This is a genomic window from Nonomuraea sp. bgisy101, from assembly GCF_057708945.1.
This window is the reverse complement of record NZ_JBYITD010000065.1, coordinates 1-10763: the sequence shown is the minus strand read 5'-3', so window position 1 is coordinate 10763 and position 10763 is coordinate 1. Positions and strand designations below refer to the sequence as shown.

The 10763-nt window shown below is 70.9% G+C and carries 11 protein-coding genes and 2 pseudogenes; 4 read left to right on the top strand and 9 right to left on the bottom strand.

Annotated features, from left to right (window positions below; all coding sequences use genetic code 11):
- Positions 1-33 precede the first annotated feature (33 nt).
- The gene (locus AC3EO4_RS53550) at positions 34-1080 is read right to left on the bottom strand and encodes a LacI family DNA-binding transcriptional regulator (RefSeq protein ID WP_379580311.1); all 1047 of its coding nucleotides are present in this window, start codon (positions 1078-1080) and stop codon (positions 34-36) included.
- 62 nt (positions 1081-1142) lie between these two features.
- On the opposite strand from AC3EO4_RS53550, the gene AC3EO4_RS53545 reads away from it, so the two are divergent.
- The 3 genes from AC3EO4_RS53545 (at position 1143) to AC3EO4_RS53535 (ending at position 3433) form a co-directional block, all read left to right on the top strand.
- The gene (locus tag AC3EO4_RS53545) at positions 1143-1334 is read left to right on the top strand and encodes a hypothetical protein (RefSeq protein ID WP_379580312.1); all 192 of its coding nucleotides are present in this window, start codon (positions 1143-1145) and stop codon (positions 1332-1334) included.
- A gap of 357 nt (positions 1335-1691) precedes the next feature.
- Positions 1692-2234, top strand: coding sequence for an SMI1/KNR4 family protein (locus tag AC3EO4_RS53540; protein ID WP_379580313.1), 543 nt, complete (start codon positions 1692-1694; stop codon positions 2232-2234).
- Between the two features lie 101 nt (positions 2235-2335).
- On the top strand, positions 2336-3433 hold the full coding sequence (locus AC3EO4_RS53535) for a TetR/AcrR family transcriptional regulator (protein WP_431904195.1): 1098 nt from the start codon (positions 2336-2338) through the stop codon (positions 3431-3433).
- Between the two features lie 82 nt (positions 3434-3515).
- On the opposite strand, the gene AC3EO4_RS53530 is transcribed toward AC3EO4_RS53535, so the two are convergent.
- The gene (locus AC3EO4_RS53530; protein ID WP_431904193.1) at positions 3516-4142 is read right to left on the bottom strand and encodes a transcriptional regulator; all 627 of its coding nucleotides are present in this window, start codon (positions 4140-4142) and stop codon (positions 3516-3518) included.
- 66 nt (positions 4143-4208) lie between these two features.
- On the opposite strand from AC3EO4_RS53530, the pseudogene AC3EO4_RS53525 reads away from it, so the two are divergent.
- Positions 4209-4739: pseudogene (locus AC3EO4_RS53525) on the top strand (PEP/pyruvate-binding domain-containing protein); the annotation flags it as partial.
- A 113-nt stretch (positions 4740-4852) separates the two neighbouring features.
- Here the strand turns inward: AC3EO4_RS53525 and AC3EO4_RS53520 are convergent.
- The 7 genes and pseudogenes from AC3EO4_RS53520 to AC3EO4_RS53490 form a co-directional block, all read right to left on the bottom strand.
- Positions 4853-5008 (bottom strand): annotated as a pseudogene (locus AC3EO4_RS53520) (FAD-dependent oxidoreductase); the annotation flags it as partial.
- A gap of 45 nt (positions 5009-5053) precedes the next feature.
- A complete protein-coding gene (trxA, locus tag AC3EO4_RS53515) occupies positions 5054-5503 on the bottom strand; it encodes a thioredoxin (RefSeq protein WP_431904190.1) in 450 nt (149 codons plus the stop codon).
- Between the two features lie 18 nt (positions 5504-5521).
- Positions 5522-8125, bottom strand: a complete 2604-nt coding sequence (gene clpB, locus AC3EO4_RS53510) for an ATP-dependent chaperone ClpB (RefSeq protein ID WP_431904188.1) — start codon at positions 8123-8125, stop codon at positions 5522-5524.
- Between the two features lies 1 nt (position 8126).
- Complete coding sequence (locus AC3EO4_RS53505) at positions 8127-8432, bottom strand: chaperone modulator CbpM (RefSeq protein ID WP_379580319.1); 306 nt, start codon at positions 8430-8432, stop codon at positions 8127-8129.
- Positions 8429-9358: a DnaJ C-terminal domain-containing protein gene (locus tag AC3EO4_RS53500; RefSeq protein WP_431904185.1), complete on the bottom strand. Its 930-nt coding sequence runs from the start codon at positions 9356-9358 to the stop codon at positions 8429-8431. Before AC3EO4_RS53500 ends, AC3EO4_RS53505 begins: the two co-directional genes overlap by 4 nt.
- Positions 9358-9858, bottom strand: a complete 501-nt coding sequence (locus tag AC3EO4_RS53495) for a nucleotide exchange factor GrpE (protein WP_379580321.1) — start codon at positions 9856-9858, stop codon at positions 9358-9360. The genes AC3EO4_RS53500 and AC3EO4_RS53495 overlap by 1 nt, the downstream gene beginning before the upstream one ends.
- Before the next feature lies 1 nt (position 9859).
- Positions 9860-10763, bottom strand: a 904-nt coding sequence (locus tag AC3EO4_RS53490; RefSeq protein WP_431904182.1) for an Hsp70 family protein, incomplete at its 5' end; no start/stop codon positions are given.

The following is a 10763-nucleotide window of genomic DNA, read 5'->3' as shown; positions in this document are numbered from 1 at the left end:
GCGGTGCCCCGGCCCTGCTCGCGGATGGCGTCGTCATGGGGGCGGGGCGGTGCTGGCGCGGACGACGAGTTCGTGCGGCAGCAGGGTGCGCTCGGGCGTGGGCTCCCCGGACAGCACCAGACGGCCCGCCGTCCGGCCGGCGAGCCGGCTGTACTGGCGGATCGTGGTGAGCCCTGCCTCCTCGGCGCCGGCGTCGGAGAAGCCGACCACCGACAGCTCCTCCGGTACCTTCACCCCGGCCTCGGCCGCCGCGTCGAGCACGCCGAGCGCCAGCACGTCGGTGTTGCACAGGATCGCCGTCGGCCGGGGTGAGCGCGCGAGCAGCGCCCGCCCGGCCTCGCGGCCGGAGTCGCGTTCGTTGGCCGCCACCTCGTAGACGGGCGTCCGCGCCCAGTCCAGCCCCTCGGCCTCGGCCGCGGCGCGGTAGCCGAGCACGCGGTTGCGCATGGCGCGGAAGACCGCGGTCTCCTGCCGGGCGGGGTCGGCCCAGCCGTGGCGGTCGTCGACGCCCAGGCCGACCACGGCCAACCCGAGGTGCCGGTGCCCGAGGTCCAGCACGTGCCGCACGGCGGCGCCGGCGGCGGCCTGCTCGTCGATGCCGAGGTGCGGTACGCCGTCCACGATCGGCTCGTCGACCAGGAGCGTGGGCAGGCGCCGGGCGAGGACGGCGTCGAGCGCCGCGTGCCCGTCGGGCAGGCAGAAGACGACGAAGGCGTCGACCACGGCGTTCCGTACGAGTTCGGGGCGTTCGACGCCGCGCGGCTGCTGCAGGAGCAGCAGCCCGACGGCCGCCTCCTCGGCGGCCACGGCCAGCCCCTGCAGGAAGCCGATGGCGTAGGGGTCGCCGAGGGCATAGGGCAGCGTCTCGGTGAAGATCAGCCCGAGCACCCCGGCCCGCCCGAGGCGCAGGGAGCGCGCGGTGGGGTGGGGGCCGGCGTAGCCGAGCTCGTCAGCGACGCGCAGGATGCGCTCGCGCAGTTCCGTGCTGAGCTGGTCGGGCCGGGAGAAGGCGTAGGAGACGGTGGCGCGGGAGACTCCGACGCGGTCCGCGATCGTCTGCAGGGTCACTCGCTCGGCCATGCCCACACCCTAGCGTCCGCCCTTCTTAATCAGTTAAGCTCTTAATGGATTAAGGAGGATTCATGGACGCCATGCACGTGCTCGCCCACCAGACCGCGATGGGATATTCCGACGGCCTGCGCTCCGGCCTTCCGGGCGCGCCACGGCGGCCCGGCGGCGACACCGAGCGCGTCAGGGCCCGCCTGGCCCGCGCCCTGCGCCGCGCCGCCGACCAGCTCGACCCCGCCCCCGCCATCGGCCCCGCCTGCTCCTGAGCCGGCCAGGAGCCGGCTGGACGGCTTGCGCCGGGTGGTCCGGGGAGAGCGGGACGAGTCAGGAATGCGCAGGCGGGCTACTTGACTCTGGGCAGGATCAGCTACGGAGGCATCTGCTGATCCTGCCCTGCGACGACCTCCATGAACGCATGGCTTGGAGTCGCGGGAACGCCTGAGCGTTCATGGCAACTGCCGGTCGGCCGCGCGTTCGCCGAACATCGTCACTGGCGTCAGCGGCTCAGGCGCCGCGAACGGCCACCCGGACGCAACCGCAGCGGAGGGCGCTGGGGTGAAAGCAGCTAGGGTGGCGCAGGGCACGCCGGCCGGCAGCTTTCGTTGATCGATTAATCTTTCGGCATGGTTGACGTACCTGAAGATCTCGCATTGCCCACTGCCCTGGCCGAGGTGGCCGAGGTCGGCTTCGAGTGGGAGTGGGACGAGGAGGCCGACGAGGCCCGCGGCTGTGACTTCGAGCCCTACGGTCAGTTCGAGGAGCCCGGCCGGACGGCGTGGTGGTTCCGCCTGTGGACCGGCAACCAAGAGGTCGACGGCAGCGAGTTCCGTTTCTTCGGCACGACCGGGGCGGGTGACTACACCGGCTTCTGGCTGGTACGGCCCGAGGCGGCGATCATCGACCAGCCCGTTGTCTACATCGGTTCAGAGGGTGAACACGGTCTGATCGCCCGGGATCTCGGCGACCTCCTCTGGCTGTTCGCCGCCGGCCTGGGCCCTGCCGAGGCCTTCAGAGACCCCGACTCCCCGACGCCGCCGAACGAGGCCTTCCACGCGATCGCCGAGCGACACGCACCCGGCCGCCGCCGTGCCCCCACCCAGATCGTGACTGCCGCACAAGCGGAGTTCCCGCATTTCTCGGATCTCATCGACGCGATGTGCCGCTGAGCACGACTCACTTGCCCGACGGTCATGTCCGCATCATTCAGATGATAGTAGCATTTGAATGATGGGAGAATCGTGCGCATGAGGAGAGTGAAGGGACCGCGATGGCAAGGCTGACCCGAGCGCAGCAGCAGGAACGCACCCGGGCGGCCGTGCTGGCCGCGGCGAGGGCGGAGTTCGCCGAGCGCGGATACGCCGACGCCAAGGTCGACCGGATCGCGGAGCGGGCCGAGCTGACCCGTGGCGCGGTGTACTCGAACTTCCCGAGCAAGCGCGCGCTCTACCTGGCGGTCCTGATCGAGTCGGTCGAGCACGCGGGCAAGGCCGAGGCGTCGTCCTCACCCGGTCCTGGCGAGGCCGTGGGCGCGTTCGCCCGCGCCTGGCTCGAGCGGCTGCCGCTGGCCGGCGACACGCCCGCAGGGGGGAGCCTGCAGTTGCGCTCGCTGGCCGGGGTGTTCGACGACGAACCTGGCCGTACCGCCCTGGCACAGGTCACCAGGCTGGAGGCGCTGCTGCTGGCTCTCGCGCTGGAGTCGCGCACGCCGTACCGCACGAGGCGGGTACGGCTGGCCGAGCTGGTCCTCACGCTGTTGAACGGCGCCGGGCACCTGGCCGACACGGCGCCCGGATTCGGCGACCCCTTCGACGTGGCACGCGCCTGCCAGCACCTGGCCGACCTCGACCTCGCCGACACGTGGGGCCCGCCGCACCTGCCGTACGTCACCCCCGCACGTCCTGTCCAGGACGCATGGGAGCCGCCAGCGGAGTTGCCGGATCAGATCACCGGTCGCCTCGTCGGATTCGACGCCGACGGTGTGATCGCGGTGCTCGGCACCAGCCGGCTGGAGGCGGCCGAGGAAGCCGTCCGCGCCGCCCGCCCGGGCGACCGGATCACCGTGGCCGTCGTGACGAGCGATCCAGCCGAGATCGGACGCCTTGTGCGGCTCAGGATCAGCGATCTCACCGGCTGCCTGCGACGCGTGTTCGCTCCCGACGCCTGGCCGGGCCTGCGCCTCGTCCTCGACGACCGCGCGGCCGTCGCCTCGGCCGTCGGCGTCCAGGACGCGGGCGACGCCACCGAGGCCGCGGTGCGCGTCCACGCGGGCACGGTCTCCGCGCGGGCCTCCGGACGAGGCGCCGCCCACGCCGCGGCGACGGCGGGGGACCCGACCGCCACGTGCTCCAGTGAGGCAGGGCGATGATCCGCGGCGGCGACGGCGAGGGAGGACGATGACCCGCGGCGGCGTCGTCGGGACGGCATCGCCCCGGACGCGTCACCACCGTTCAGAACCGCGGAATGCCCAGGGTGGCGAGCAGGTCCTCGTGGAGCTGGAACCACACGGCGTGGTACGACACGGTGCTGTCGGCCACCTCGTCCAACGCACCGGACCTGGCACGCGCGAGTGCTCCGGTGAGCCTGGTCCGGTACCGCCGGAAGCGGAGCATCGCCGCGGACAGGTCCGCGCAGGCGACCTCGGCACGCTGGTCGAAGTCGATGAACCGGTCCAGCACCCGCGAGTCGTAGGCGGGGTCGCTGTGGTCGTTCGGCGTCGCGACGCCGTCGACGGATCGCAGCTGCCAGGTCGTACAGAGATCGAGCAGCTCCGGATTGAGCACGAGAAAGCCGTCGTACGCGGCGGAAACAGTGGTCCGGGTGCCGGCCGCGTCCAGCTCGGCGGAGATCCGCTCGGCATCCGCGGCGCGTCCGGCCTCGGTGAGCCCCCATCCGCCGAAGTCGCCGGGAACACGCGTGACGAGGCCGGCCACGGCGAGATCGATCAGTTCGGACTCGGCGTCGGGCTCGGGGAGCCCTGTCGCCTCGGACACCCGGCCGAGGCCGGCGAACCCGATGCAGCGGAGGGCGTGCGGCACCAGCCGGTCGGCACTGGTCGAATGGGGCGCGTTCGGCACGTCGAGATGCTGCACCGGTGATCTGGATCCACCCGCTCTCGGCGGAGGTCGGGCGGCACCGTGTCGATGCCGGGCATGATGAGCACGATCCTCAACCTCGGTCTCACAGCGGAGAGCACCGCGGGACCGGCCGCTGAGACGGGAGACCCGCGGTTCGCCTTGGACACGCGCCTGCGGTTCCTGTCCGGCTTCGCCCGCGCTGTCTACGGCCTGGACCCGGACAGCCTGCCGGCCGTCACCGGCGGGGGCGCCGAGCGCCACGCGGGCACCGAGGAGACCCGCCTCGCCGACGCGATCGGCGGCGTTGAGGCCCTCATCCGCGAACGAGCAGGGGGACCGGTCCCCGACGACGCGATGCGGCAGCTGGAGCTGGCCGTCATGGCGGTGTTCTCGTCCTGGGACACGCCGCGCGCCACGACCTACCGCACCCTGCACGGCATCCCGAACGAGCACGGCACGGCCGTCACCGTGCAGGCCATGGTGTTCGGGAACCGCGACGGCCACAGCGGCACCGGTGTCGCGTTCAGCCGCGACCCCAACACCGGTGAGCGGGCCCCGTTCGGTGAGGTCCTGTTCGGCCGCCAAGGCGAGGACGTCGTCTCCGGGACGTCGATGACCCTGCCACTGCCCGAGCTGGCCGAACGGGAGCCGGCCGTGTGGGCCGGCTTGCTGGAGGCCATGCATCGCGTCGAGGAGCACAACCGCGACGCGTGCCACGTGGAGTTCAAGGGGCCGCCACCTCGGTCACGGGCTTCGAGGACCGCGACGTTCAGGCCGTGGTGGTGGAGGTCACGGGCGCAGGTGAGGCCTGCCAGTCCGGCGCCGACGACGATCGCGTCGGCGGAAGGGGGTGGGTGGTCGGACATGTGCTTGCTCCGGTGGGTCGGGTCGTGCCCCGGAGCTCGGGCGATTCAGCGATCTCGTCTGGCGCTGTAGTCCGCGAGCACTCCCGTCACCCACTGCCGCAGGACGTGCGCGGGGGCGGCGCCCGCCTGGCGGCTGATCACTTCCCCGTTCCGCATCACCAGCAGTGTGGGCACGGCCGTGACGTCGAACCGTGACGAGATCCTGGGGGAGTCGTCCACGTTGACCTTCACCAGCTTCACCTGGCCGGCCAGCTCGGCCGCGACCTGTTCGAGCGCGGGACTGACCTGGCGGCAGGGACCGCACCACGGCGCCCACAGGTCGACCAGCGCGGGAATCACCGACTTCTCCGCCACCTCGGCGAAACTCGTGTCGTCGGCGTCCGCGATCCACGGCAGCGTCGCGTGGCAGTGGCCGCAGTGCGGAACGCCCGAAGCGGCGGCGGGCACCTTGTTCCTGCGCCCGCATGCCGCGCACGTCACGATGTGGGACGACATGACGTCACCTCAACAGGTTCAATAGGTGACGACGAGTTCGCCGTCACGCACGTCGATGGTGATCATGGAGCCGTCCTGCACGTCGCCCTTGAGCAACGCCCTGCCGATGCGGGTCTCGACCTCGCGGGAGATGAACCGGCGGAGCGGGCGCGCGCCGTACACCGGGTCGAAGCCCTGCTGGGCGATGTAGCGCTTGGCGCTCTCGGTCACCTCGAGCGTCAGGCGGCGGTCGGCGAGCCGGTTCCTGATGTCGTTGAACATCAGGTCGACGATCTGCTCGATCTCCGCCTCGGTGAGCGGCTTGAACAGGACGATGTCGTCGACGCGGTTGAGGAACTCGGGGCGGAAGTGCCGCCGCAGCTCCGACATGACGCTTTCGCGGTTCTCCGGCTTGATCTCCCCGTCGGGGGTGACGCCGTCGAGCAGGTACTGCGAGCCGATGTTCGACGTCATGATGATGACGGTGTTGCGGAAGTCGACCGTACGGCCCTGCGCGTCGGTGAGCCGCCCGTCGTCCAGTACCTGGAGCAGGATGTTGAAGACGTCCGCGTGTGCCTTCTCGATCTCGTCGAACAGGATCACGGAGTACGGCTTGCGCCGGACCGCCTCGGTGAGCTGCCCGCCCTCCTCGTAGCCGATGTATCCGGGGGGCGCGCCCACGAGCCTGCTGACCGTGTGACGTTCCTGGTACTCGCTCATGTCGACCCGGATCAGGTTCTCGTCGGTGTCGAACAGGCCCTCGGCCAGGGCCTTGGCGAGCTCGGTCTTCCCCACGCCCGTGGGGCCGAGGAAGATGAAGGACCCGATCGGCCGCCGGGGGTCCTTGATGCCGGATCGGGCGCGGATGATGGCGTCGGCCACCAGCTGGACCGCCTCGTCCTGCCCGATGACGCGCCGGTGCAGGAACTCGTCCAGGTGGAGCAGTTTCTCGCGCTCGCCTTCCTCCAGGCGGCTGACCGGGATACCGGTCCAGCGCGAGACGATCTCGGCGATCTGCTCCTCGGTGACGACCTCCTTGAGCAGCCGCTTGCCGCCCTGCTTGGCGGCCAGCCTTTCCTCCTCCGCCTGCAGCTTGCGTTGCAGCTCAGGCAGCTTGCCGTGCCGCAGTTCCGCGGCCTGGTTCAGGTCGTAGTCGCGTTCGGCCTGCTCGGCCTGCCGTTGCACGGTCTCGATCTCCTGCCGCAGGTCCTGCACCTTCTTGAGTGCCTGGCGCTCGGCCTCCCACTGGGCGCGCATGGCGTCGGCTTCGGCCCGCAGGTCGGCCAGTTCCCTGCGCAGGTCCTCCAGCCGCGCCTTACTGGCCGGGTCGTCCTCCTTGGAGAGCGCCGCCTCTTCGATCTCCAGGCGCATCAGCCGGCGGGTGAGCTCGTCCAGCTCCGCGGGCATCGAGTCGATCTCGGTGCGCAGCATGGCGCACGCCTCGTCCACCAGGTCGATCGCCTTGTCGGGCAGGAATCGGTCGGAGATGTAGCGGTGGCTGAGCACCACCGCCGCGATCAGCGCGCTGTCCTGGATCTTCACGCCGTGGAACACCTCGAGCCGCTCGCGCAGGCCGCGCAGGATCGAGATGGCGTCCTCGACGGAGGGCTCGTCGACGAGCACGGGCTGGAAGCGACGCTCCAGGGCGGCGTCCTTCTCGATGTGCTGGCGGTACTCCTGCAGCGTCGTGGCGCCGATCATGTGCAGTTCGCCGCGCGCGAGCATCGGCTTGAGCATGTTGCCCGCGTCCATGGCGCCTTCTGTCGCGCCCGCGCCGACCACGGTGTGCAGCTCGTCCACGAAGAGCAGGATCCGCCCCTCGGCTGCCTTGACCTCGTTCAGCACGGCCTTGAACCGCTCCTCGAACTCGCCGCGGTACTTGGCGCCGGCCACGAGCGATCCCATGTCGAGGCTGAAGATCGTCTTGTCCTTGAGCCCTTCCGGCACGTCACCCCGGTCGATGCGCTGCGCCAGGCCCTCGACGATGGCAGTCTTGCCGACGCCGGGGTCGCCGACGAGCACCGGGTTGTTCTTCGTCTTGCGGGACAGGATCTGGATGACCCGCCGGATCTCGGAGTCACGGCCGATGACCGGGTCGAGCTTTCCCGCCGCGGCGTCGGCGACCAGGTCGCGGCCGTACTTCTCGAGCGCCTCGTAGGCCACTTCGGGCATGGCGGAGGTCACCCGCTGGTTGCCCCTGATCGCGGTCAGCGCCTGGAGGAAACGGTCACGGGTGATGCCGTGCTCGCGCAGCAGCCTCCCGCTCGCGGTCTGCGAACCCTCGTCAAGCAGGGAGATCAGCAGGTGCTCCACCGAGACGTACTCGTCCTTGAGCCGTCGCGCCTCCCGTTCCGCCGAGTCGAGCAGGCGCGACAGACGCTGGGTGACGAAGACCTGCCCGGGTGCGGCGCCCGGGCCGCTCACGCGGGGACGGCGTTCGAGATCGGCCTCCAGATCCGCCTTGAGCCGGTCGGCGTCCGCGCCGGCCTGGCGCAGCAGGCGCGGCACGAGGTCGTCAGGGCGGTCGAGAAGGGCCAGCAGCAGGTGTTCCCCGTCCACCTCGGTGTGCCCGTAACGCAGCGCTTTGGTCTGCGCGTCGTGCAGGGCCTCCTGCGATTTCTGCGTCAGGCGGTTCGGATCCACGTCACCCTCCCGTGCGTTGGTTGCGCAGAGCCGTTTCCAGCTCCGCTATGTGGTCGAGCAGCTCGATCACCAGGCCGAGCGCGGCGTAGTTCAGCGAGAATCCTGCGCGCAGTCGCTGGATCCGGCCCGCCGCGGCGACCTGCGAGAGCGGGAACCACAGCCGACCGGCCGCGTCGAGCCGCGCCTCGAGCAGACCCAGGGCGACGAGCCGCCGCGCCAGGTCCGGATGGAGCCCGGTGGCCCTGACGAAACTGTCCAAGTCCATCGCCGCGTCGACGGCCGTCCGCCGGACGAGCGCGTAGGTCATCGCGACCTCCTCGGGTCGAAGGACGAGGTGGCGGCGAGCTCCTCGAACAGGCGCTGCTCCTCCTCGGTGAGGCGCGAGGGAACCATGATCCGGACCTCGGCGAACAGGTCGCCCGGGGTTCCACGGGGGTTGGGCAGCCCCTGGCCGCGCAGGCGCAGCCGCCGGCCGCTGGAGGTGCCCTTCGGGACGCGCACCTTGGTCTCGCCGCCGGGAGTGTCGAGCGAGACGGTCGCGCCCAGCGCCCCCTCCCACGGAGTGATCGGCAACGTGGCGTGGATGTTGCGGCCTTCGACGCGGTAGCGCGGGTGGTCGGCTATTCGGACGATCAGGTAGAGGTCTCCTGGCGGCGCTCCGCTTCCTCCGCGCCCGCCCTGCCCGGCCAGCCGGATGCGCTGGCCGTTGGTCACGCCCGCCGGGATGGTGACGTCGATCTGGCGGCCACCGCTGAGGGCGAGCTTCTTCTGGCCGCCTTGGTAGGCCTCCTCGACCGTGAGCACCAGCTCCGCCTCCTGGTCGGCGCCGGGAGCGGGGCCCCAGCCCCGGCCCCGGGCGCCGCCGAAGATGTCGCCGAAGACGTCTTCGAGGTCCACGTCGCGCCAGGCGTCGCCGCCTCCTCTCCACTGGCCGCCGCCGGCCCTCGCGCCCGCTCCCGCGCCCGCGCGCGCACGTGCCCACGTTTCGGGATCGACGTCCTCGGGCACGCGGCGGAAGTCCTCGCCGAAGGCGTCGTACCTGCGCCGCGTCTCCGGATCTGAGAGGACCTGGTAGGCCTCGGAGATCTCCTTGAACCGCTCCTCAGCCTCCGGATCCTTGTTGACGTCCGGGTGGTACGTGCGGGCCAGCTTGCGGTAGACGCGCTGGATCTCGTCCTGGCTCGCCGTCCTGGAAACGCCGAGGGCCTGGTAGAAGTCGCGCTGGTCGGCCATCAGTCCACCTTCGACACGATCACGGTGGCGGGGCGCAACTGACGTTCGGCTTCGCCGTAACGGGGACGGACCACCTGGAGGACCGTCCCCTGCGGCAGGTCGGGGCGCGCGACCGCGCCGACGGCCTCGTGCCGGAGCGGATCGAACGCCGCACCGGTGTCGTCCCGGCGCGGGAACCCGAGCCGCTCGAGAAGGGCGAGGGCCTGCTCTCGCACGACCTTCACCCCCTCGACGACCGCGCTGGGGTCGGCGTCGGCGTGCTGGAGTGCGAGATCGAGGTTGTCGAGCACGGGAAGCCACTCCTTGGCCACCCGTGCCCGCTCCTGCTCCGCCTCCTTGGTCGCTCGCTTGCGCACGTTGTCGAGCTCGGCCAGCGCGCGCAGCCGCTGGTCCTCGAGCTCGGACACACGCGCCTCGAGCTGTGCGATCAGCGCCTTGAGGTCGGCCTGTTCGGTCTGTTCGGCCTCAGCCGGCCTGGCTCCGTGTTCGGACTCGGACATGTCACTCAGGGGTGGTGAACTCGGCATCGATGACGTCGTCGTCGCCCCCGGCCTGGCCGCCCGGCCGGCCACCAGGCTGCCCGGCGGGCTGCCCGCCCGGAGGCTGCGGGCCCGCGGCGGCCGCGGACAGGCCGTGGAAGACCTGCTGCAGCTCCGAGGTGAGCGAGCGAAGCCGGTCGATCGGCGATTCCTCCTTGATCGCCTGCCTGGCGTCCGAGACCAGCATCTCCGCGCGGGCCTTGTCGTGCGACGCCACGGCGGACCCCAGCTCGTTCAGGCGCCGTTCGACCTGGTAGGCGATGCTGTCGAGCTCGTTGCGGGCGTCGACCATCTCGCGCAGCCGCACGTCCTCGTTGCGGTGCTGTTCGGCGTCCGCGATCATCCTGTCGACTTCCGACTTGTCCAGCGTCGAGCTCTCACTGATGGTGATGCGCTGTTCCGCGCCGGTGTCCTTGTCCTTCGCCGAGACGTTGAGGATGCCGTTGGCGTCGACGTCGTAGGTGACCTCGATCTGCGGGACGCCGCGCGGCGCCGGGCGGATGTTCTCCAGCTTGAACCGGCCGAGCACGCGGTTGTCGGCCGCCCGCTCGCGCTCGCCCTGGAGCACGACGACGTCGACCGAGTTCTGGTTGTCCTCCGCGGTGCTGAAGGTCTCGGTACGGCGTGCGGGGATGGTCGTGTTGCGCTCGATGACCTTGGTCATCACGCCGCCCAGCGTTTCCACGCCCAGCGACAGCGGCGTGACGTCGAGCAGCAGGACGTCCTTGACCTCGCCCTTGATGACGGCGGCCTGGATGGCGGCGCCGATGGCGACCACCTCGTCCGGGTTCACCGACATGTTCGGGTCCTTGCCGCCGGTCAACCGGCGCACGAGATTCTGCACCGCGGGGATCCTGGTGGATCCA

What these genes read in the sequence shown, in the direction of transcription:
- AC3EO4_RS53495 (WP_379580321.1), bottom strand. Translation starts at nt 9,858, where the DNA reads ATGTCCGAGTCCGAACACGGAGCCAGGCCGGCTGAGGCCGAACAGACC.
- AC3EO4_RS53545 (WP_379580312.1), top strand. Translation starts at nt 1,143, where the DNA reads ATGGACGCCATGCACGTGCTCGCCCACCAGACCGCGATGGGATATTCC.
- AC3EO4_RS53550 (WP_379580311.1), bottom strand. Translation starts at nt 1,080, where the DNA reads ATGGCCGAGCGAGTGACCCTGCAGACGATCGCGGACCGCGTCGGAGTC.
- AC3EO4_RS53500 (WP_431904185.1), bottom strand. Translation starts at nt 9,358, where the DNA reads ATGGCCGACCAGCGCGACTTCTACCAGGCCCTCGGCGTTTCCAGGACG.
- trxA (WP_431904190.1), bottom strand. Translation starts at nt 5,503, where the DNA reads ATGTCGTCCCACATCGTGACGTGCGCGGCATGCGGGCGCAGGAACAAG.
- AC3EO4_RS53535 (WP_431904195.1), top strand. Translation starts at nt 2,336, where the DNA reads ATGGCAAGGCTGACCCGAGCGCAGCAGCAGGAACGCACCCGGGCGGCC.
- AC3EO4_RS53540 (WP_379580313.1), top strand. Translation starts at nt 1,692, where the DNA reads ATGGTTGACGTACCTGAAGATCTCGCATTGCCCACTGCCCTGGCCGAG.
- AC3EO4_RS53505 (WP_379580319.1), bottom strand. Translation starts at nt 8,432, where the DNA reads ATGACCTACGCGCTCGTCCGGCGGACGGCCGTCGACGCGGCGATGGAC.